This window comes from Streptomyces sp. NPDC059668 (genome assembly GCF_042734135.1).
Lineage (GTDB): Bacteria > Actinomycetota > Actinomycetes > Streptomycetales > Streptomycetaceae > Streptomyces.
The window spans coordinates 41,323-63,478 of record NZ_JBHWEL010000042.1 but is presented as its reverse complement, the minus strand read 5'-3'; the positions used below and the strand labels follow the sequence as shown (position 1 = coordinate 63,478).

Annotated in this window: 13 protein-coding genes; 5 read left to right on the top strand and 8 right to left on the bottom strand. The window is 71.9% G+C overall.

Annotated elements, in window-relative coordinates; all coding sequences use genetic code 11:
• Positions 1-159 precede the first annotated feature (159 nt).
• A complete protein-coding gene (eccD, locus tag ACFV2J_RS26560) occupies positions 160-1,674 on the bottom strand; it encodes a type VII secretion integral membrane protein EccD (RefSeq protein ID WP_385441003.1) in 1,515 nt (504 codons plus the stop codon).
• A gap of 395 nt (positions 1,675-2,069) precedes the next feature.
• On the opposite strand from eccD, the gene eccCa reads away from it, so the two are divergent.
• Positions 2,070-6,035 carry a type VII secretion protein EccCa gene (gene eccCa / locus ACFV2J_RS26555; RefSeq protein ID WP_385087259.1) on the top strand — a complete coding sequence of 1,322 codons (3,966 nt, stop codon included), beginning with the start codon at positions 2,070-2,072 and terminating at the stop codon, positions 6,033-6,035.
• Between the two features lie 209 nt (positions 6,036-6,244).
• On the opposite strand, the gene ACFV2J_RS26550 is transcribed toward eccCa, so the two are convergent.
• The 7 genes from ACFV2J_RS26550 to eccB form a co-directional block, all read right to left on the bottom strand.
• Complete coding sequence (locus ACFV2J_RS26550) at positions 6,245-6,547, bottom strand: WXG100 family type VII secretion target (RefSeq protein WP_148010778.1); 303 nt, start codon at positions 6,545-6,547, stop codon at positions 6,245-6,247.
• 67 nt (positions 6,548-6,614) lie between these two features.
• Complete coding sequence (locus ACFV2J_RS26545; protein ID WP_168530503.1) at positions 6,615-6,953, bottom strand: WXG100 family type VII secretion target; 339 nt, start codon at positions 6,951-6,953, stop codon at positions 6,615-6,617.
• Positions 6,954-7,030: 77 nt separating this feature from the next.
• On the bottom strand, positions 7,031-8,119 hold the full coding sequence (locus tag ACFV2J_RS26540; RefSeq protein WP_385087261.1) for a S8 family serine peptidase: 1,089 nt from the start codon (positions 8,117-8,119) through the stop codon (positions 7,031-7,033).
• Between the two features lie 202 nt (positions 8,120-8,321).
• On the bottom strand, positions 8,322-10,085 hold the full coding sequence (locus ACFV2J_RS26535; protein ID WP_385087263.1) for a hypothetical protein: 1,764 nt from the start codon (positions 10,083-10,085) through the stop codon (positions 8,322-8,324).
• Positions 10,085-10,543 (bottom strand): hypothetical protein, encoded by a 459-nt coding sequence (locus ACFV2J_RS26530; protein WP_385087265.1) that lies wholly within the window; start codon positions 10,541-10,543, stop codon positions 10,085-10,087. The genes ACFV2J_RS26535 and ACFV2J_RS26530 overlap by 1 nt, the downstream gene beginning before the upstream one ends.
• 249 nt (positions 10,544-10,792) lie before the next feature.
• Positions 10,793-12,052: a type VII secretion-associated serine protease mycosin gene (gene mycP, locus ACFV2J_RS26525; RefSeq protein WP_385440995.1), complete on the bottom strand. Its 1,260-nt coding sequence runs from the start codon at positions 12,050-12,052 to the stop codon at positions 10,793-10,795.
• Between the two features lie 18 nt (positions 12,053-12,070).
• Positions 12,071-13,597: a type VII secretion protein EccB gene (eccB, locus tag ACFV2J_RS26520; RefSeq protein WP_385440992.1), complete on the bottom strand. Its 1,527-nt coding sequence runs from the start codon at positions 13,595-13,597 to the stop codon at positions 12,071-12,073.
• Between the two features lie 195 nt (positions 13,598-13,792).
• Here eccB and eccE point away from each other — a divergent pair, with 195 nt between their 5' ends.
• From eccE to ACFV2J_RS26500, 4 genes are all read left to right on the top strand, one after another.
• Positions 13,793-15,130, top strand: coding sequence for a type VII secretion protein EccE (gene eccE / locus ACFV2J_RS26515; RefSeq protein ID WP_385087272.1), 1,338 nt, complete (start codon positions 13,793-13,795; stop codon positions 15,128-15,130).
• A gap of 86 nt (positions 15,131-15,216) precedes the next feature.
• Complete coding sequence (locus ACFV2J_RS26510) at positions 15,217-15,954, top strand: hypothetical protein (RefSeq protein WP_385087274.1); 738 nt, start codon at positions 15,217-15,219, stop codon at positions 15,952-15,954.
• A gap of 413 nt (positions 15,955-16,367) precedes the next feature.
• Complete coding sequence (locus tag ACFV2J_RS26505; protein ID WP_385440988.1) at positions 16,368-19,793, top strand: SCO5717 family growth-regulating ATPase; 3,426 nt, start codon at positions 16,368-16,370, stop codon at positions 19,791-19,793.
• 330 nt (positions 19,794-20,123) lie between these two features.
• On the top strand, positions 20,124-21,968 hold the full coding sequence (locus ACFV2J_RS26500) for an ABC transporter substrate-binding protein (RefSeq protein WP_385096854.1): 1,845 nt from the start codon (positions 20,124-20,126) through the stop codon (positions 21,966-21,968).
• Positions 21,969-22,156 lie beyond the last annotated feature (188 nt).

Genomic DNA, 22,156 nt, shown 5'->3' with positions numbered 1-22,156 from the left:
CCCCGCCCGGGCGGCCGCTGCGCCTCCGGGGGCGGGGGGGCGGGGGGCGGGGGGGGGGGCGGGCGCGCCCCCCCCCCCCCCTCCGCTGTCCCTGTCGCCTTCTCCGTCTCTCTCGCCTTCCCTGTCCCTGTCGCCGGCGCGGTCGAAGCGCGTGGCCGGTCAGCCCGTCATCGAGCGGGCCGTGCCGTAGACATCGAAAACCGCGAGCGCCAGCGGGATCAGGGTGAGCAGCACGAAACTCTCGGCGATCTCCAGGAAGCGGCCCCAGAACGGGGTGAGGCCGCCGCGCGGCAGGATCAGTCCGAGCGCGGTGACCAGCGCCGCGGCCGCCGCGATCGCCGCGACGAGCCAGATCGTACGGATGTCCAGGTCCGCGCGGTCCCCGGCGAGGGCGTCGCGCACCAGGGAGTGCGGCGGGTGGAGGGCAAGGCCGAGGCCCAGCAGGACGAGGGCGCCGAGACCCGCGCCCAGCACCGGGGCGACCTGCGCGGTGTAGCGGAAGAGGTGGGCGCGCATCAGGAGGGCGACGCCGGTCGCGAAGGCGAGGAGCTGCCCCCAGAGGTCGTCGGAGAAGCCGAGCACCGCGCAGGCGCCGACGGCGAGCAGCGCGCACCCGCCGACGAGACCGACGAGGAGTTCGTGGCCGCGGCGGGTCTGCGCCTCGATGCGGTCGGCGTCGACCGGCTCCGGAGGAGCGGGCTCCGCTCCGTACGCGCTGCGCGGGGTGGCGTTCGGGGGGTCGAAGCCGATCGGGATGCGGGCGAAGCGCATGGACATGCCCGGCAGGAAGGCCAGGGCTCCCACGGCGACCGGTGCGCACAGCGCGGCGGTCTCGGTGGGCGTCCAGTGCACGAGCAGGGCCACGAACACGGTGACCAGGCCGACGCCGGAGGCGAACACGAAGGCGACGAACGGGCCGTCGCCGCGCGGCGAGCACACGGTCAGGACCACCGAGGCGACCAGCACCGCGGCGCAGGCGAGCAGGAACTGGAGCTTGCCGATGCCCTCACCGTGCGCGACAGCGAGCAGCCCGGAGCCCGCGACGCCCACGTTCGGAAGCGCGCCGAGCCCGAGCGCGACCGCGGAGGCGCGGTCGTCGTAGATCCGGGCGCGGACCGCCGCGAGGACGACCAACAGCACGCCGGTGACGCCCGCGAGGATGCCGGGCAGGCTGTGCATGTCGTGGCGGGGATCGGCGGTCCAGGCCACGAAGGCGAGCAGCGTCGGCAGGACCGCGCCGCCGACGAGCCCCGCGGCCCGTGTCAGGTCGCCGCTCCACAGGCTGCGTTCACGGGTCACCGCGGACGCGACGGCCTCGGAGACGTCGTCGAAGACGGCGGGCGGCAGCGACTCGGAGAAGGGGCGCAGGGTGAGGAGTTCGCCGTCGAGGATCCGTTGGGCGGCGAAGGAGCGCGAGCTGTCGAGGACGGTTCCGTCGCGGCGTACGAGGTGGTAGCCGACCGGGGCGCCCTCGGCGGGGCTCTGCTGGGAGAGCCGCAGGATCTCCGGGTAGATGTCGGCGACCGGGATGTCGTCGGGCAGTGCCACGTCGATCCGGCTGTCGGGCGCGACGATGGTGACCCGGCAGAAGCCCAGGCCGGTGCCCGCCCCCTGGGGGGCTCCGGGGCCCGGCCCGCCGGCTCCGGTGGTTGTCGCGGAGGCCGTCATGCTCACCTGCTGCTCCCCCTCAGTGATGGTCCTGCGTCTGCGGTGGTTCCGGGTCTTCGGCGATCGCGCCCGCGCGGTGGTGCCGCGGCTGCGGTGGTTCTGCGTCCGCCGTGTGAAGGTCCTGCGTCTCTTTGCTCCGCACGCCGGGCCGGCTGCGCGGCAAGGCGGCGGAAAGCGGCCCGTGCGACCGGACGGAAGGCCTCACGCGCCTCCACATCGCGCGAAATGCCCTGATTCTCCGGCCCTGTTCGCGTGTGCTCACGCGAACATCCGGCACCTTACCGCCCACCCGTCTCCTGTGACCTCAGCGGGAAGTCAGTAGGATCGCGCGGCGGCCTCCGCCCGCCTGACACGGGGCGGCGGGCGGAAGACCCTGGGGCCGGCAAGGGAATTGGTGAGCAGTGAGCCAAATCATCGTCAAGCGCCCGCCCAGGGCGCTGCCGTCCGAAGTACCCACCGCCGAGGTCGTCCTGCAGCCACCGCCGGAGCTTCCGCGCGGGCACCAGGAGAGCGTCCTGATGCAGTTGCTGCCGACGCTCGGCATGGGCGGTTCAGTGGTCTTCTTCTTCACCAACGGGCAGCCGTTCATGAAGATCATGGGCATGGTGATGATCGCGTCGACGGTGGCCATGTCCATCGCGATGGTGGTCCGCTTCCGCCGCGGCTCCCAGGGGCAGTTGGCGGACATGCGCCGCGACTATCTCAGCTATCTGTCGCAGACCCGGCGAGCGGCGCTGGACACGGCCCGGGCGCAGCGCGACGCCCAGTACTTCCAGCACCCCTCCCCCGAGCAGTTGTGGGCGCTGGTCGCCGAGGGCAGCCGGGTGTGGGAACGGCGGCCCGGCGACGAGGACTTCGCCCAGGTACGCATCGGCCTCGGCCCGCAGTCGCTGGCGACCCCGCTGGTCTCCCCCGACACCGGGCCGGTCGACCAGCTGGAGCCCCTGACCGCGGGGGCCATGCAGCGTTTCGTGGCCACCCACAGTGTCCTGGACGCCCTGCCGATGGCCGTCTCGCTGCGCGCCTTCTACCACGTCACGGTCAGCGGCGACCCGCGGTCCGTACGCGCCTCGGCGCGCGCCCTGACCGGCTCGCTGGCCTCACTGCACTCCCCCGAGGACCTGACGATCGTGGTCGCGGCCGGGCGCGAGGAGCTGCCGCACTGGGAGTGGGCGAAGTGGCTGCCGCACGCGCAGGCGTCCGGCGTGGTGGACGGCGCGGGCAGCCGCCGGCTGATCGGCGCCGACACCCGGGAGCTGGAGGACCTGCTGGCCACCCGGCTGACCGGGCGCCCGCGCTTCCACCCGGGCGCCACCCCGCTCCCCGACGAGCCGCACATCGTCGTCGTGCTCGACGGTCTGTCGCTGCCGCCGGACTCCGTCCTCGCCACCCCGGAGGGGTTGCAGGGCGTGACGGTCGTCGAGGTCGTGCCCGGTGAGCTCACCGGAGCGCGCGGCGACCTCTCCATCGTCGTACAACCGCAGGCGCTGCACCTGGAGTCGGGGCACGGTCTCGTCTACGAGGGCACGCCGGACGTCCTGTCGTACGAGTCCGCGGAGGCGCTGGCGCGGCAACTGGCGCCGCTGCGCATGGCCTCGGGCGGGGACGACGACGAACCGCTGCTCGCCAACCTGGAGTTCACGGATCTGCTGAGCCTCGGTGACGCCGCCTCGGTGGACACCAAGCGCACCTGGCGGCCGCGTTCGCTCGCCGAGCGGCTTCGGGTGCCGATCGGTGTCGGCGAGGACGGCCGGCCCGTGATGCTGGACCTCAAGGAGGCCGCGCAGGAGGGCATGGGTCCGCACGGGCTGTGCGTGGGCGCGACGGGTTCCGGCAAGTCGGAGCTGCTGCGCACGCTGGTGCTCGGTCTCGCGGTGACGCATTCCTCCGAGACGCTGAACTTCGTCCTCGCGGACTTCAAGGGCGGTGCCACCTTCGCGGGCATGGCGCAGATGCCGCACGTCGCGGCCGTCATCACCAACCTGGCGGACGACCTGACGCTGGTCGACCGCATGGGCGACTCCATCCGCGGCGAGCTCAACCGGCGTCAGGAGATGCTGCGCGACGCGGGCAACTACGCGAACATCCACGACTACGAGAAGGCTCGTGCCGCGGGTGCCGCCCTCCAGCCGATCCCCTCGCTCGTCCTGGTGATCGACGAGTTCAGCGAACTGCTCACCGCCAAGCCGGACTTCATCGAGATGTTCGTGCAGATCGGCCGTATCGGCCGCTCGCTCGGCGTGCACCTGCTGCTGGCCTCGCAGCGCCTGGAGGAGGGCAGGCTGCGCGGTCTGGAGACGTATCTCTCGTACCGCGTCGGCCTGCGGACGTTCTCGGCCGCCGAGTCCCGCGCGGCGCTGGGTGTCCCGGACGCCTACGAACTGCCGAACGTCCCGGGTTCCGGCTTCCTCAAGTTCGGCACCGACGAGATGGTGCGCTTCAAGGCGGCGTACGTCTCCGGGGTGTACCGCACGGGTCCGGCGCAGGCGGCGCTCGGCGGAGCGCTGCCGGTCGACAGGCAGCCGGTGCTCTTCACGGCGGCGGAGGTGCCGGTGCGGTACGTGGCCGTGCCCCAGCAGCGCCCGGCGACGGCACCGGAGACGGACGACGCCCTCGCCGACACCGTGCTCGACGTGATCGTGCGCCGGCTGGAGGCGCAGGGCCCGGCCGCCCACCAGGTGTGGCTGCCGCCGCTGGACAGCCCGCCGTCGCTGGACGGACTGCTGCCGGGACTGGCCGCCGTACCGGGGCGCGGGCTCACCCAGCCCGGCTACGAGGGGGCGGGGCGGCTCGTCGTTCCCGTCGGTCTCGTCGACAAGCCGTACGAGCAGCGCCGCGACCCGTTGTGGGCCGACTTCTCGGGCGCCGCGGGCCACATGCAGATCATCGGCGGCCCGCAGTCGGGCAAGTCGACGCTGCTGCGTTCGCTGATCGCCTCCTTCGCCCTCACCCACACCCCGCACGAGGTGCAGTTCTACGGTCTCGACTTCGGCGGTGGCGGTCTGGCGGCCGTCGCCGGACTCCCGCACGTCGGCGGGGTCGCCTCGCGCCTGGACCCGGAGAAGGTGCGGCGCACGGTCGCCGAGGTGTACGGCGTCATGACCCGGCGCGAGGAGTACTTCCGCTCCTCCGGGATCTCCTCGATCGCGGAGTTCCGTACCAAGCGGGCGCGTGGCGAGGTCTCGGTGACCGACCAGCCGTGGGGGGACGTCTTCCTGGTCATCGACGGCTGGGGCAACTTCCGCGGCGACTACGAGGCGGCGGAGGGGGTCGTCCTGGACATCGCGGCGCGCGGCCTCGGCTACGGCATCCACCTGGTGCTGACCGCGTCCCGGTCGATGGAGGTCCGGGCGAACCTCAAGGACCACCTGATGAACCGTCTGGAGCTGCGTCTCGGCGACACCATGGACTCGGAGCTGGACCGCAAGGTGGCCGCGAACGTCCCGACCGGGGTGCCCGGACGCGGCCAGTCGCCGCAGAAACTGCACTTCATGGGGGCCGTCCCGCGCATCGACAGTCTGACCTCCGACACGGACCTCGCCGACGCGACGGCCGCGCTGGCGGCGGAGGTCTCCCGGCACTGGCAGGAGCCCGGTGCCCCCGAAGTCCGGCTGCTGCCGCGCGAGTTCCCGGCGCAGCAGCTGCCGCCGGGCGACAGGTTCCCGCGCCGGGGCGTCGCGTTCGCGCTCGACGAGGACAACCTCGAACCCGTCTACGTCGACTTCGAGCAGGACCCGTTCTTCCTCGTCTACGGCGAGAGCGAGTCCGGCAAGTCGAACCTGCTGCGGCTGCTGATCAAGCAGCTCACCGAGCGCTATCCGGGCGACGACTGCAAGCTCTTCGTCGTCGACAACCGGCGCTCGCTGCTGGACGTCACCCCGGCCACCCACCTCGCCGAGTACATCCCGATGTCCAACGCCATGGACCACCACATGGCGGCGCTGGTGGACCTGATGCAGCGCCGCACCCCCACGGCGGAGGTCACCGCGCAGCAGCTGCGGGAGCGGAGCTGGTGGCGGGGACCGACGGTGTACGTCGTCATCGACGACTACGATCTCGTCGCCACGTCCAGCGGCAACCCGCTGAGCGGTCTGACGGAACTGCTGCCGTTCGCACGGGACGTGGGCGTGCGGTTCATCATCGCCCGCTCCACGGCGGGCGCGGGGCGCGCCTCGTACGAGCCCTTCATGCAGCGAATGAAGGAGCTGGGCGCGCAGGGTGTGGTGCTCGCCGGTGATCCGGGCGAGGGCGACATCCTCGGCGGGGTGCGGCCCCGGCCGATGCCCGCGGGGCGGGGCGTCTTCGTGTCACGCCGGCGGGGGAAGCCGTTGGTGCAGACGGGGCTGGTGCCGGAGGGGACGTACTGACCGGCGGGTGCTGACCGGGCACGGGTCACCGGCGGCACGAGGTGACCGTCACGGGGTGCCGGACGGCGAACGGCGGCGAGGTGGGCGGGTGTTCCGCTCTCCTCGCCGCTCGTGTGCGGAGCCCCGCGGCGGTGGTCGTACGGCGGTGGTACGGAACGGGGTGGGCACCTCCCGTGCGTGCCCACCCCGGTCGTCCGTGCCGTCGGGTCCTACTGGAAGTAGCTGGCTCCCTTGAGGTCGCCGCCCCGGTAGTCACCGCCGGCCTGGTGGACCTTCTGCGAGATCGACAGCAGCGCCTGGTGGACGGCGGTGGCGTGGTTGTCCCACTCCTTCGACTGCGCCTGAAACGCGTCGTAGGCCTCGCCGCCCCAGCCTTCCGCCGCGTCGAGAACGGCCTGCTTGAGCGCCCCGAGGTCTTCCTCGAGCTTCTTGGCCTGGTTGCCGAGTTCCGTGGTGAGCGCGTCCAGGGTGCCGTACTTGACGGCGAGGTCCTGGTAGTGGACGCCGGACATGTTTCCTCATCTCCTTGACGATTTCGGACGGACCTCGCGGTCCGGGGAACGGTGCGGCTCGGCGCGGTCAGTAGCTGTTGAGCGCCGAGGTCTTGCCGCCGAGGTCCACCTGGATGTTGGTGATCGTCGAGTGGAGTTCGTCCTCGAGCTTGATCTTGTCCGACTTGGTGAGGTGCAGGTTCTCGAGGAACCGGTCGAGCATCCGGCCGATCTGGGCCATGTTGTCGTTGATCTCGGTCTGCTTCTTGTTGAAGGCGTTGGCGCCGACACCCGTCCAGCTGGCCTCGATCATGTCGATCGTCCCCTGGAGGGCGGCGAGTTGCTTCTTGATGGACTCGTACCGGTCCAGGACGTTCGTCTGGAGTTTCTGTACCCGGTCGTCGTCGAACTTGCGGCCGTCGGCCATGTCCGCACTCCCTTTCGTGGGTTGTGGTTCGTCTTTCCTGCACACACGTCACCGAGCGGTCCGGACGTGCGAGGTGGTCATGCGCGGCGCCGTGAACGGATCACCGCGAAGGCGCCGCCCGCGATCACCAGCACGGCCGCGGCACCGGCGAGAGCACCCCAGGGGGTGCCGCCGGACGATTCCGTGTTCGATCCCGCCGCCGAACTCCGGTCACCAGTGGTGGTTTTCGGGGGCTGCGTCGCGGTCGACGCGGTGGCGGACGGGGAGGCGTCGATGACGCCGACCCCGTTCTCGTAGCTGAGCGGGTCGGTCTTGGCCGGTCCGGGGTCGATGCCGGTGTTCTCCAGCACCTTGCGGGGCCGGATGAGGCCGTATCCGAGGTAGTTGCTCGGCTCGTTCTTCGGCCAGTCGCGTCCCGCGGTGTCTATGAGGCTCGCGAGGACCTGGTTGGCCGTCCAGTCGGGGTGGGCGGACCAGACGAGGGCGGCGGAGGCGGAGGTGATGGCGGTGGACATACTCGTTCCCACGCCGGGGCAGTACGACTTGAACGTCGCGTCGCACCAGGTGGGCACGTCGAGGCCGGGGGCGGCGAGATCGACGTAGTTGCCGTGCTCCGAGAACTTCCCGACCTTTCCGGTCTTGTCCGCGGCGGCGACTCCGACGACGAACGGATACGAGGCCGGGTACCCGATCAGGTTGAACTTCTCCGCGTTGTTGCCGGTGCCGGCGATCAGCAACTTGCCCTTCGAATAGGCGTACTTGACGGCCGCCTCTTCATCCGGGTCACTGGCCGGGCTGCCGTAGGACATGCTGATGATCTTGGCATCGCTGTCGGCGGCCGCCCTGATCGCCATGGCGGAGGTCGATGTCTTCTTCCTCTCCGCCTCGCCCTTCAGGTCCTTGGTCACGATCCGGTACGGCACGATCTTCGCCCCCGGGGCCAGACCTTTCAGACCACCTCCGGCACCTGTACCGGCGATCAGTTCGGCCATGCTCGTCCCATGGCCCGTGTAGTCCTCGGTGACGTGGTACGAGACGGCTTTCGGCACCTCGCCGACGAGCACCTGTCCCTTGAGTGAAGGAGTCTCGGGGTTGACACCCGAGTCGATCACGGCCACCTTCACGCCCTTGCCCGTGCTCACCTTCCACATCTCGTCGGCCTTCATCGGCCCCAGGTACCACTGCTTGGACTGGACATCATCGGCTGCCGCGCTCGGAGCCAACCCGGCCGACAGAACGACCACCGCGCCAAGCGCTGCGCATACGGAGGACACCCGCCTCCTGTCACGCCCCACGGAGGTAGCGGTCCGCCTGCCATCTCGGCTGATCCCTGACACCATGCCTCTGTCTGTCCTCGCTCGTATCCGGTCAGTCTGTCGTCGGCGGCACATCGCGCCGCGGGTCCTCACGCGAACGTGTCTCGTCCTCGGCGTCGTCATCGTTCGGTCGCTCCCGACGTGACGCGCTCTTGCCACGTGCGGGATCTGGAGCCTGCTTGCCCCCTGGGCCCCTCACCAAGCCGGTGCCACCGGAGGTGAACCCCTTGTTCTTCGCTCCGGAGGTCCGGCCCCTGGGTGCCCCGACCACGCCGTCAGGGTTGCTTGTGGATCGGCGGGGCGTCTGTCCTGGCCCTGCGCCTCTGGTCTGATTGGGAGCTCCGATCACTCCCCGCTGACCGAGCCTGTCGCCGGACGCGGGTGATTCAGCCGCGCCCTTGCCGCCGACGACTGTGCCGCGCGGCAATCTGGAACTCGGCTTGCCGGGCGTGGCCGCCGTGCTGGGCTTCCCGCCGACAACACCACCGGCGCGTCCCGTACTTGCGGCTCCTGTGCCACCAGGACGCCCGCCCGGCACGTTGCCGGCTCGTCCGGCTGCCGTGCCTCCGGTCCTCGGCATCCCGCCGGTGACGCTCCGCCCCATCGGCGACCTGCCCGTGGCCGATCCGACGCCACGTGCCCCGGCCTGACCGGTGGTGGCAGCGCGTCCGACCTGCCCTACCGGGCCGCGCCCCGCCGTCTTGCCCGGCGTACCGCCGGGGTTGGTGCCGACGCGTCCCTGTGTCGAGAGGGGCGGCCTGGCCCCGTTCGCTCCGCCCGATCCCGGGATACGCCCGACCGGGCCGCCGAAGGCGGGGGGTGCCGAGCCGGTACCGATGACTGGGACGGTTCCCGCAGGGCCTCCGCCTGGCCCCGTCACCGACGGAGGCACCGCGGTCACGTGGTGGGCGGTGTCCTGCGGCAGCGTGCCGACGCTGTCGATCTCCGTACCGACGTGGGAGTCCGGGTACGAAATCGGGTCGTCCACGCTCTTGGCGGAGTGCGGGATGTCCGCCGGGTGCCGTGTTTCCACCAGTGTGTCGGCAGTGGAGTGGTGCACCGAGCCGGGCTCGCTCTTGGCCCGGAGCGGGGCGCCTCCCGGCCCTCCGTTCTCCCCGCCCCCATGGAAGAACCCGGGATCCGGCTTCGGCACCCCCACCCTCGGCATAGGCTCGAACACCGGTGGCTGCTGGGCCGCCAGCGTCTCCTCCGAGACCGCGTAGAACGACGACAGCCGGTTCATCTGGTTGATCGCCTCTTGGCGGTGGTTCTCGGCCGTCACCGCCGCCGTGTACTCGTGATTGCCCTCGACCCGCTTGGGTGCCGGGATGTCGGCGACCTTCTTGGGGGACAGCCGGGCGTCGCGCGGCGGCATGGACTTGCGTACGGACGCGAGTCCCGTGGCCGCCGCGGTGATCTGCGTGCCCGCGACCTCCGCGAAGGTGGCGAGGTCACGCGCGTGGGTGACGAGGTTGCCGCCCCACGTGCGGAACGCGCTGCCCGCCTCGCCGTCCCAGTCGACCCGGCCGATGTGACCGCTCAGTTCCTCGGCGGCGTCGTTGATCGCGTCCCGGGCGTCCCACAGGGCCTTGCCCGCGGTCTCCAGGTGCTCCGGGTTCGCGGACTCGACCATGTCGACCATGGTGTTGAGCTCGTGGCCCTCGAAGTCGGTCTTGCCGAAGAAGCGGACACCGCCACCGAGGAAGGTGTGGTTGAGCATCTCGGACACGGCGGTGGTCGCGTCGATGACGCCGACCTGCTGGTTCACGTGCTCCAGGTCGGCCTTGTGGTCCGGCTTGTTCTTCTCGTCACCCATCAGTACCCGGCCTCGGACTTGGTGTCGTCGGAGCGCTTCTCCTCGGGCTTGCCGTGCTTCGCGGCCTCGGCCTCGGCCTTCTCGCGCTGCGCCTGCTCGTGCTCGTGGCGGACCTGCGTCTGGATCTCCCAGAAGCGGTGCCGGAGTTCCTCCTCCAGGTTGTCGAAGCCGACGTCCGCGCCGTGCACGGCGATCCGGAGGGCCTCGATCTGCAACCCGAGGGACTTGGAGAGGGAGGTGAGACGTTCGTGGACGCGCTCGTACTGCGTGTGGAGGCCCTTGGCCTCGCCGAAGTCGCCCCGGCCGCAGAACGACGCCTGGGAGATCGTGTGGGCGCCGACCTTCGTCGCGCTGCCCGGTGAACCCTCGAAGTTCGAGAGCACGCCGTCCACACGCTTCTTGAAGGTCGTCAGCGCCTCCATGCCACGCCTCAGGTCGGCGCCCCCACTGCCAGCCATGTCCGCAGGAAGCACGATGCTTTCCCTCCCCGTTGTCGTCGCCTGCCCGGGGATACCGCGCCCCCGAGCGTTCCTGTCTGCAACGCAACCACTCTAGTCAATTCATGTGACAGCCCCAACTGCCTTATGCGGCAGCTCTGCTACGACTGTGCGAGGCTTCACTCCTCCTTCACCATGCCCGGTGCGCCACGATGATCACTCCCGCAACGCGAGGCTAGTCGTGCAACGGGCAGCCGGGCATGAGTACTTCTACTCAGTCCCCGGGATCCGCCGCCCGCGACGCCGCGCGTCCCGTATCGCCACCGCGCCCCCGGCCAGCCCCGCGACCAGCACCACCGCGCCCACCGCCACGTACGTCGCCAGACGGGCGTTGCGCTCGTCCGGGGTCTCGCCCAGTTGCAGGGCGGCGGGGACCGGGGCCTCCGCCTCGGAGAGCCCCTCCAGGGGATCGGGGAACTCCCGGGGGTGGTCGTCCTCGGTCAGGGCGCGGACCGGGTCGACGACGCCCCAGCCGACCAGCCGGTCGCGGCCGGGTACGGAGCGTTCCGCGGTCTGTTCGATCTGCGCCACGATCTCGCGCGGGGTCCAGTCCGGGTGTTCGGCCTTGATCAGGGCCGCGACCCCGGCCACGTACGGGGCCGAGAAACTGGTGCCGTTGTCCGGGCAGTGGCCGCCCTTGGGGACGGTGGAGATCATGTCCACGCCCGGAGCGGCGACGCCGACGAAGTCGCCGGACTGGGAGAAGGAGGCGCGCTCGTTGTTGCGGTCCGAGGCCGCGACGGCCAGCACACCGGGGTACGACGCCGGGTAGGTCTCCTTGACGTTGCCCCCCAGGCCGTCGTTGCCCGCGGACGCGACGACCACGACGTTCGCGCGCAGCGCCTCGTCCACCGCCCGCTTCAGGTCCAGGTCGGGCGCCACGGCGTTGGCGGTGTCCTGGGAGATGTTGATGACATCGGCCCCGACCTTGACCGCGTGGCGGATGGCCGTCGCCAGTGTCGACGCCGTGCCGTGGCCCTCGGCGTCGTTCTGCTCGATCGGGATGATCGTCGCCTCGGGGGCCAGGCCCACGAATCCGGTCTTCGGCGCGGGCCGGGCCGCGATGATGCCCGCGACGCGTGTGCCGTGGCCGACGGTGTCCGTCGTGCCGTTCTCCTTGCCGCGCGGGATCGGATCCCCGTTGTCGTCCTTCAGCTTCTTGGGAAGGAAGTTGCGTCCGGCCGTCGTGTCCACCGCGTGGGTGAGCTGCGGGTTGCGCACGTCCACGCCGGTGTCGATGACTGCCACCCGTACGCCCTTGCCCTTGGACCGGCTCCACAGCTCGTCGAGGAGGACGCGTTGCAGGGCCCAGGGGCGGCCCGCGTACATCTTGTTCGGGAAGGTGCACTGGTCGGTTGACGAGTCCGCGGTCGCGGGCGGCGCGAGGGCGGCGGTGACGGTGGAGGCGAGCAGTGTCGCGGCGGCGAGGGCCGCTGCACGCGGAGACCTCACGGCGGGCGCGTACGGCATGGACTGACCCCCGAATCCCTAGGAGCCCTGCGGCTGGCGGGCCGCCGACGTCGACAGCCGGGGGCCGGTGGACAGGAACGAGGACCACGCGACGGGGATCGGTGCCGGATCCACGCCCGAGTAGCCCAGGCGGACCTGGGCCAGTTGGGCCTCCTGTTCCAGCTGCTTGCGTTCCTTCGCCGTGGTGCCGATGCCCGCGTCGTCCGTGGCGCTGTCGTCGTTGGACTGCATCGCGTACCGCAGTCCGGTGTCGGTCACGAGGAAGACGCCGCCCGCCCTGGTCTCCTCGCCCTGGAACTGGCGGTAGAGCTGGCCGGAGCCGGGGGTGACGTACGCGCTGGTCGAGCCGGTCGGGAGGGGGGCCGGGAAGTCGGTGCCCGCCCAAGTGCTGAGCGTCGTCGTGCCCTTGTCCTTGTCGACGCCCCGCAGGACGTTGCAGACGGTGTTGCGGCTGCTCGGGCCGGTGCCCGCCTCGTTGACGGTCGACGGGGACTCGGCCGGCCAGTCGAAGTCGGCGGCGAACTCCCGGGAATCCGGGGTGAAGTCGGAGATCCGGACGTCCAGCGCGTCGGTCTGGTCGAGTCCTCCCAGGTCCGGGCTGCTGAGCAGCAGCTTCTCGGTGAAGTCCGAGACGGGCACCACCTTGCCCGGCTCGACGACGTAGTACTGGTCCCGGTCGCCGTTCGGAGCCTTGAGCAGCATGCCGACCTTGTCCGCCGCGGCGGGCAGTCCGCCCCCGACGCCGGCGTCGGCACCGACCTGCCCGTCGACCTTCGGGAAGGTGATCGGGTCACCCTGGTGCAGGGTCTCCAGCCACTCCTTGGACACCCGTTGGGGTTCCCGGCCGGAGCCGACGAGGGTGCGCAGCAGGAACTCGTCGTTCCTGTCCACCTGGTACGAGGTGCCGTGCGCGTCGACGACGTAGCGGTTCTTGTCCGGTGCGACGACGTACAGCAGGTCGCCGCCGTGCAGTTTCTCCCGGCTTCCCTCGGTCCGGTCCGTGTCGCGGGAGGCGAGGACGAAGGCTGCCTTCTGGATGGACCCGCCGCCCGCGCTCGGGCGTTCGCAGACGGCCCAGCGCTTCGCGGAGCCCGCCTCCGAGGCCGCGGGCAGGCGGTCGGGCGCGTAGGGGATGCCGATCGTGACACCGCGCGGGATGGTGCCCTTGTCGAGGATCGACTCGTCGACGGTGACGACCTCGCCCTTGCCCGTCTTGAGGAGGAGTTTCGCGGACGCCATGTTGAGGACCGGGTGCAGCTGCACCTTGCCGTCCGTCCTGAGCACCACGTAGCGGGTGGTGGAGTCGCTGGCGATGATCACCTTCTCGCCGACGGTGTCCCAGCCCTGCGGGGCGGTCGGTTTGAACATCCCCCACGCGCCGAACGCGGCCAGGATGACGACCCCCACGATGGTGCCCGGCAGCACGGCCCGCAACGGGCGCGGTGCCCCCTCCTCGGAACCGTCCGGGGACGACTGGACGAAGGACGCGAGCATGCGGCGCTTCGCGAAGGTGTAGGCGTTGAGCTGGTCCCGCCGAGATGCCATGTGTGCCTGTGTCTCCCCGTGTCTCGCCCTGCCCGCGCCCGGGGGTCCCGTCCCCCGCCCTCCGCTGTCGGACCGGCCCCCTACTATGCCTGGTAAGGGAGCGGTCCGGTGGTGCGGGTAGGGTATCGGCGCCTCAAGGGCCCTGTGTGGTGGCGTTGTTCCAGTGAGTTGTGAGGAAAACGGGGGGATGAAGTGATGGCTTCCGGAGCGCGGTTCCGGTCGCGTGACCGGTCGCGGGAGCGGGGCTCCACCGCGTCCCGGCCGCAGCCGCCAGAGACATCCGGCCGGTCCGGTCGATCCGGGCCCCGCACAGGTGCGTTGCACCTCAAGGTCCGTGCCGGACGGTCCGGATCGTTCCGGTTGCAACGAGTCGTCCTGCTGGAGATCGCCGCCGCCGCACTGCTCGTCGGATGGGTCGTCTCCCCGTTCGCCCTGGTCCCCGCGGCCGCGCTCGCGGTCGTGCTGGTCCTGCTCGCCCTGGTGCGCCGCCGGGGCCGCTCGCTGCCCGAATGGCTCGCCACGGCAAGGGCGTTGCGCGTCCGGCGCCGCCGCGCCGCCGGTACGCCGATACGGCCCGGTACGGAGCCGGGCCTCGCCCCGGCCGTGGAGTGCGACCCCAGCCTGCGCACCTCCGCCTACAGCGCCCGCGACCGGCGCCCGGTCGGTGTCATCGGGGACGGCACGTTCGTGACCGCCGTCCTTCAGGTGGAGGCCGACGCGACCGCGCTGCGCGCCGAGCGGAGCCGCCAGCCGCTGCCCCTGGGACTGGTACGGGACGCGCTGGAGGTGGACGGTGTCCGCCTGGAGTCGGCGCAGATCGTGCTGCACACACAGCCCGCGCCCGCCCTGCATCTGCCGCAGCAGTCCGTCGCGGTCAGCAACTACGCGCCGTTGCAGGAGCAGACCGGGGCGCCCGCCGTGCGCATCACCTGGATCGCGCTGAAGCTCGACCCGGAGCTGTGCCCGGAGGCGGTGGCCGCGCGCGGAGGCGGACTCGTCGGCGCGCAGAAGTGCGTCGTACGCGCCGCGGACCACCTCGCGAGCCGGCTCACGGGTGCGGGATTCCGTACGACGCTGCTGAACGAGGAGGAGCTGACCGCCGCGGTGGCGACCTCGGCGTGCGCGAACCCCCTGGTGACGGCGGAGGCCGGACGGACGGACCTGCCGGCACGCCGGACGGAGGAGTCCAGCCGCAGTTGGCGCTGCGACAACCGCAGACACACGACGTACTGGGTGCGGCGCTGGCCCCAGTTGGGCGGCTCTGGCGGGCCGTCGCTGCCGCAACTCGTCGCCCTGCTCACGGCCGTGCCCGCGCTGGCCACCACCTTCAGTCTCACCCTGCGCCGCGGGGAGCGTCAGGACGTGTCGCTGTGCGGACACCTTCGGGTGACCGGGCGCGGCGACGACGAACTGGTCGCGGCCCGGCGCTCGCTGGAGGACGCGGCGCGCCGGGCCGGCACCGGACTGACCCGGCTCGACCGCGAGCAGCTTCCCGGTGTGCTCGCCACGCTGCCGCTCGGAGGTGTTCGCTGATGTCCATGACCTCATCCGGTGCCACCGCGGCGGGGGCGTACGGGACTTCGGGGGCTGCCGGGGCCGGCGCTCCGGGCTCTCCGGGCATGCCGGGGGCCTCGGGCCCGGAGCGTCGGCGCGGCCTGCTGCGCAGCGGATTCGGTCTGATCGGGCCGCGGCACGGACGGCATGTGCTGTCCGTGGACCAGGTGGACTCGCTGGCCCTGCCCATCGGGGACGACGGGGTCGTCATCGGGGTGGACGCCGCGGGGCAGCCCGCCGTGCTCGGGCTCAACCGGCCGACTCCGTACGACGTCGTCCTGATCGGCGGCCTGTGGACGGCGCAGGTGCTCGCGCTGCGGGCGGCGGCCACCGGGGCGCGCGTCGCCGTCGAGACGGGGCGGGCGCAGGCCTGGATGCAGATGGTGCACGCCATGGGCGGCGGGCAGAACGGCATGAGTGTGCACGACGTGGGGCGGGTCCCGCCGCAGGGTGCCTCGGCGGGCAACCCGGTGCTGGTGGTGCGCGACTGCGGAATGCGGCCACCACGCGGGCGGGTGGTGGCCGGACCCTGGCAGTCGATCCTGACGCTGTTGCCGTATCTCAGCCCGGTGGCCCCGCGGCTGTTGCGGCAGGCGCGGCTCGTCGGTGTGCAGCGGGTCTCTCCGGACGAGGCCGCGGAGATCGGGCGGGCGCTGGCGCTCCCCCGGGGCGACGTGGAGTCGCTGCCGACGCTCACCGACGGCGTCACCCTGTGGTGCGCCGACCGCGACCGGCAGTACGTGATGACGCAGCCCACGGACGCCGAGACCGGATTGTTCGGTACGCCGCGAAGGATGGACTGACCGGGCGCGACCCCGGCAGCGCCCCGGACCAACCCCGTTCCGCACTCCGGTACTTCCGGAGCGGGCCCGGGCGTTTCGGCCCGATTGCCTCCTCTCACCACCGACTTGTTCACCAGGATTGCCCGATTTGTTTCGCCCTGTGACGCGTGCGTACGCCGCTTCTGGGCAGGGTGTGACGAAGTGGGCCTGTGCGGAGGGGTGGACGGGCCTGCCGTCGTGGCGCCCGTGGTGATTAGGCTGGGGCCGGACGCGACACCCCGCCGTCGGCCGACCCGTCGGCGGACCGCCCGCGTCCGGCGGGGACGGTCCGGCGTGCCGGACGGCGTCGGACGGTGTCCGACCAAGAGATCCAGATGAAGAGAACGGTCGCCCCAGCTCGGTATCGAGGGTGCTTGACCACACCAGGAGGAACTGTGAACAGCGATCGGGACGGGATCCGCGGGGGCTGGGCCACACCCGGCGATGACCAGTCCGACGCGGAGTCCGCCGTCGAGGCGACGGGCGAGTTCACCATCGACTACGCGCCGCCCGCCTGGTACACGCAGAACGCGTCGGCCGGTTCGGCCCAGGGGGCGCAGGCTCCGGTCCCCGAGGTGCCCGCCGCTCCGGCTCCGCCCGCTCCACCGGCCCCTCAGGGACCGCCGCTGCCGCCGGTGGCCCAGGTCCCCCCGGCGCCGCCCGCGCCGATGCCGCAGGCCGCCTGGTCTCCGCAGGCCGCACCGGCCGACCGGGCGGGTGCCGCGGCCGGTGACATCGAGAGCGGCGCGACCATGCGTATTTCCGCCGCCGCGCTCAAGCGGGAGTTCGCGGAGCGGTCCGCGGGAGAGCACGTCGCCGAGGCCGGGAGCCGGGTCGCGGGCGGGGCGAGCGGTGACGCCGTGGCCGTCCCCGAGCAGGAGCCGGCCGGTGCCGGGCCGGACGGCGGTGACGCGACCGGCGGGGACTTCGAGTTGAGCGCTCCGGTGGTTCCGGTGGTTCCGGTGGCTCAGGTCGCCGCGCCGGTTGCCGCGTCCGGGTCGGACGCCGAGCCGAGGTCGGACGCCGAGTCGGAGTCGGAGTCGTACGAAGGTTCCGGTGCGTCCGCGGTGAGCGAGGGCGCGCCCTCGCGACCGGAGAGCACGGACACCGATCCGAGCGGGCGGGACGGCGCCGGGAGCGGCGCCCGCCCGGACTCCCCCGCCGATGACGTGGAGCCCGTCGCCGGGCAGGAAGAGGACTCCGCGGACGCGGATGCCGGAGCCGAGGACGCCCTGTCCCCGGCGGAGTCGGCGGAGGCCGCGCACCCCGAGGCCGGCGATGACGACGCGGAGGCCCGGGCACTCGATGCCGCCTCCTCCCCTGAGGCGCCGTCCCGGCACTCCGCGGGCCAGGACACGGAAACGCCGGACGCGGGGGCCGAGGCCACCGACCCGTCGGGCACCCCGCCCGAGAGCGCGGCGCCGGACGCCGGAGTGGACGTACCCGTGGACGCGCCGGAAGCGGCGCCCGCCTGGACTCCCCCGCCGATGGCGCAGGGCGCGCTGCCGCCCCTGCCGCCCGCGTACCAGCCCGCCGCCCCCGCGCCCGCCGCGCAGTGGCCCGCGCCCGGGCCGGTGGCACCGCCCGCGCCCGAGACGCAGCCGCAGCCGTCGGCCGTGCAGGGGCAGCCGCCCACGCAGCCTCCCGCACCCCCGCACCCCTCGGACGCCGGGGCGCAGCCGCCCACGCCGCCCCAGCACGCCCAGGTCCAGTCGCACCAGCCGTCGGCCCCGCCGCAACCGCCGTTCCAGCCGCCCACCGCGCAGCCCGCGCCCACGGCCTGGGACCCGCAGGCCGCGCCGCCCGCGCCGGGCCCGGTACCCCCGGCGCCCGCACCGGCGGCCCCGGTGCCGCCGACCGCCTACGGCTTCCCGCAGCAGGACACGCCTGCCCCGCCCGCGCCGCAGCCCGCGTACGGTTTCCCCCAGCCGGGCGACCCGGTCCCCCAGCCGCCCGCGCCGCAAGCCGGCTACGGGTTCCCGCAGCCCGGGATTCCGGCTCCCGCAGCCCCCAACCCCCCGGCCCCGCCGACCGGTTACGGCTTCCCGCAGCAGGGCCCACCGGTCCCGCCCGCGCCGCAGGACGGCTACGGCTTCCCGCAACCCGGGATTCCGGCTCCCGCTGCCCCCAACCCCCCGGCCCCGCCGACCGGTTACGGCTTCCCGCAACCGGGCGACCCGGCTCCCCAGCCGGCCGCACCCGAGGCGCCGGGCCCGCAGCCGGGCTACGGCTTCCCGCCGCACCCCCAGCCGCCCGCGCAGCCGCAGCAGCCGCACATCCCCGCACAGCAACCGCACCCGGCGCAGCCGAACATCCCCGCGCAGTACCAGCCGCACCCGGGCGTGCCGTCCGAGGCCCCGCACCCCTCCCCGCACCAGCAGCCCCCGCCGCAGGCCCCCGTGGATCCCCGCAGCGGAACCGCCTGGCCGCAGCCCGTCCGGCACGACCAGCGGCAGCCCACCAACCCCTCGGCGGCGCCTCTCGGGTACACCGCGGCGGTGGAGCTGTCCTCCGACCGGCTGCTCAACAACAAGAAGCAGAAGGCCAAGAGCGGGCGTCCCGGCGGCGGTTCCTCCCGGTTCAAGCTGGGCGGGAAGAAGGAGGAGGCCGAGCGGCAGCGGAAGCTGGAGCTGATCCGGACGCCGGTGCTGTCGTGCTACCGGATCGCGGTCATCAGCCTCAAGGGCGGTGTCGGAAAGACGACGACCACCACCGCGCTCGGCTCCACGCTCGCCACCGAGCGGCAGGACAAGATCCTCGCGATCGACGCCAACCCTGACGCGGGAACGCTCGGGCGCCGGGTACGGCGGGAGACCGGGGCCACCATCCGCGACCTCGTGCAGGCGATCCCGTACCTCAACTCGTACATGGACATCAGGCGGTTCACGTCCCAGGCCTCGTCGGGGCTCGAGATCATCGCCAACGACGTGGACCCGGCCGTGTCCACGACCTTCAACGACGAGGACTACCGGCGCGCGATAGACGTGCTGGGCAAGCAGTACCCGATCATCCTGACCGACTCCGGGACGGGTCTGCTCTACAGCGCCATGCGCGGGGTGCTCGACCTCGCCGACCAGCTCATCATCATCTCCACGCCGTCCGTGGACGGCGCGAGCAGCGCGAGTACGACGCTGGACTGGCTGTCGGCGCACGGGTACGCGGATCTCGTCTCGCGTTCCCTCACCGTCATCTCCGGAGTGCGCGAGACCGGCAAGATGATCAAGGTGGAGGACATCGTCAGCCACTTCGAGACGCGCTGCCGCGGTGTCGTGGTGGTGCCGTTCGACGAGCATCTGGCCGCGGGCGCCGAGGTCGACCTCGACATGATGCGGCCCAAGGTGCGTGAGGCGTACTTCAACCTCTCGGCGCTGGTCGCCGAGGACATCGTGCGTCATCAGCAGTCGCACGGTCTGTGGACGAACGACGGCAACCCGCCGCCGGTGGCCGCCCCTCCGATGCCGACCCGGCCGCAGTACTCGTACCCGCCGCAGGACGTACCCGTACCGGGTGCCCAGCCCGCCGCCCCCGGCCAACCGGCCCCCGGGCAGCCCTACCCGTACCAGCCGGGCGGCCCCTACACGCCGCAGCCGGGCGCGCCCCTCCCGCCGCAGCAGCCCCAGCAGCCGCAGCAGCCGCAGCAGGGCCAGGCATACCCGCCGCCCCCGGCCCCGCCTCACCCACAAGCACCAGCACAGCCGCAGCCGGGGCAGGGGCAGGGGCAGCCCACCACCGGCCGGCCCTTCGAGGACGGCCAGCCCTACCCGCCGCACCAGGGCCACACTCCTCCCCCGCCGCCGCCTCCCGCGTCTCCTCAGCAGTAACCGGAGACCATCACCCGATCGGCCGCTCCCGAGGGGCCGTTTCCCGCCAGGGCCCGCACCGTCCGTCCACGGTGCGGGCCTTCGTGCGTCCAGGGGCCGAAGGGAGCGTCACCCCCTGGCCAGGGGGGCTTCACCGGTCTGAACCAATGAGCGAATATTCCACGCCAACTCGTTATTTCCGCAGGCCACATGGGGTCCACCTGCCGTTGACTCGCGGAGACCGGCGCTGATAGACACACACATCAACCCCGCCGGCACCCCCCGTTCATCCCTGATCCAGTAGTTCAACCAGCCATCCCCGTGCGAGCGATGACGCGAGGTCACCGACCCATGAACAGACAAGATCAGCTCACCGGAGGACGCCCGCGTCTCAGGCTCCTCGCCACCGCGGGCGCCGCCGCCCTCACCCTCACGGCCGGTCTCGCGAGCCCCCTCAACCCGGCCCCCCAGCAGGCCCGGGCCGAGGAGGGCAAGAACGTCCTCACCGTCGCGGTCGCGCAGAGCGTCGACTCGCTCAGCCCCTTCCTGGCGTCGCGCCTGGTCAGCACGAGCATCCACCGGCTCATGTACGAGTACCTGACCAACTACGACGCGGCGGACAACCACGCGATCCCGGGCCTCGCCACCAAGTGGGCGCCGTCCGCCGACAAGCTCACCTGGACCTACACGATCCGCTCGAACTCCAAGTGGTCGGACGGCCGGCAGGCCACCGCCGAGGACGCGGCGTGGACCTTCACCAAGATGATGACCGACCCGAACGCGGCCACCGCGAACGGCAGCTTCGTCGGCAACTTCAAGAAGGTCACGGCCCCGAGCCCCACCAAGCTGGTCATCGAGCTGAAGAAGCCGCAGGCCACCATGGCCGCCCTCGACGTCCCGATCGTGCCCCGGCACATCTGGGAGAAGGTCGGGGACTTCTCCAAGTTCAACAACGACAAGAGCTTCCCGATCGTCGGCAACGGGCCGTTCATCCTGACGGACTACAAGCCCGACAGCTATGTCCGGCTGAAGCCCAACAAGACCTTCTGGCGGGGCGCGCCCAGGTTCGACGAGCTGGTGTTCAAGTACTACAAGGACGGTGACGCGGCCGTCGCGGCCCTGCAGAAGGGCGAGGTGTCGTTCGTCTCCAATCTGACGCCCGCCCAGTCCGCCGCGCTCAAGAGCCAGCCGAACATCAAGGTCAACGACGCCCCCGGCCGCCGCTTCTACGCCCTCGCCACCAATCCCGGCGCGCAGGCCGCGAACGGGGACCGCTTCGGCGACGGAGCGGCGTCGCTGCTCGACCAGAGGGTGCGCCAGGCGCTGTTCATGGCCGTCGACCGGAGCGCCCTCGTCGACAAGGTCTTCCAGGGCCACGCCGTCGAGGGCGAGGGATACATCCCGCCGCGCTTCTCCACGTACTACTGGAAGCCGTCGGCGAGCCAGAACCTCGGCTACGACCCGGCGAAGGCGGCCCAACTCCTCGACCAGGCCGGGTACAAGAAGAACGGCGACGGCAAGCGCGTCGAGAAGAACGGCAAGCCGATCAACTACCGGGTGCTGTGCCACGCCACCGACCCCAACGACAAGGCGGTCGGACAGTACCTGAAGGAGTGGTTCGGCAAGCTGGGCATCGGCGTCACCCTCGACTGCCTGGACAACGTGACGGACCCATGGCTCGCGGGCAAGTACGACCTGGCCTTCGACGGCTGGTCCGTCAACCCCGACCCCGACTTCGTGCTGTCGATCCACACCTGCGCGGCGCTGCCCGCCACGCCCAAGGACACGGGTGCGACGGACAACTTCATCTGCGACAAGAAGTACGACGAGCTGTACGGCCGGCAACTCGCCGAGTACGACACCGCCAAGCGGGCGGAGATCGTCAAGCAGATGGAGTCGCGGCTGTACGACACCGGGTACATGAACGTCATGGCGTACCCGAACGCGGTGGAGGCCTACCGCACCGATCAGATCAAGTCGATCGAGACGATGCCGAAGGCGGCCGGGAACATCTACGGCCAGGACGGCTACTGGAGCTGGTGGTCGGCGGTTCCGGCGGGCTCCTCCGGTGCGTCCTCCGACGGTTCGAGCTCGACGGGCGTCATCATCGGCATCGTCGCGGGCGTGGTCGTCCTCGTGGGCGCCGGGGCGTTCTTCGCGATGCGTCGCCGTGCCACGGCCGAGGACCGCGAATAGCGCGCCCCCACGCCCCCCGGGGCACTCCATGGACGTACGAGCGAATGAGTAGTTCATGACCGCTGAGGCAACACCCTCGCTGGTCGAGGCGAGGGGGGGGGGCGCGCCCCGCGCCCGCGGGGCGCGGCGCCCCGGGCGCGCCCCCCCCCCCCGCGGGGGGCGGTGTGTGGGGGGGGATGGGGGGGGCG

Bases quoted from the DNA above. Each gene is read 5' to 3' on its own strand.
- ACFV2J_RS26550 (WP_148010778.1), bottom strand. From the start codon at position 6,547: ATGTCCGGCGTCCACTACCAGGACCTCGCCGTCAAGTACGGCACCCTG.
- ACFV2J_RS26545 (WP_168530503.1), bottom strand. From the start codon at position 6,953: ATGGCCGACGGCCGCAAGTTCGACGACGACCGGGTACAGAAACTCCAG.
- ACFV2J_RS26540 (WP_385087261.1), bottom strand. From the start codon at position 8,119: ATGAAGGCCGACGAGATGTGGAAGGTGAGCACGGGCAAGGGCGTGAAG.
- ACFV2J_RS26535 (WP_385087263.1), bottom strand. From the start codon at position 10,085: ATGGGTGACGAGAAGAACAAGCCGGACCACAAGGCCGACCTGGAGCAC.
- ACFV2J_RS26530 (WP_385087265.1), bottom strand. From the start codon at position 10,543: ATGGCTGGCAGTGGGGGCGCCGACCTGAGGCGTGGCATGGAGGCGCTG.
- mycP (WP_385440995.1), bottom strand. From the start codon at position 12,052: ATGCCGTACGCGCCCGCCGTGAGGTCTCCGCGTGCAGCGGCCCTCGCC.
- eccB (WP_385440992.1), bottom strand. From the start codon at position 13,597: ATGGCATCTCGGCGGGACCAGCTCAACGCCTACACCTTCGCGAAGCGC.
- eccE (WP_385087272.1), top strand. From the start codon at position 13,793: ATGGCTTCCGGAGCGCGGTTCCGGTCGCGTGACCGGTCGCGGGAGCGG.
- ACFV2J_RS26510 (WP_385087274.1), top strand. From the start codon at position 15,217: ATGCCGGGGGCCTCGGGCCCGGAGCGTCGGCGCGGCCTGCTGCGCAGC.
- ACFV2J_RS26500 (WP_385096854.1), top strand. From the start codon at position 20,124: ATGAACAGACAAGATCAGCTCACCGGAGGACGCCCGCGTCTCAGGCTC.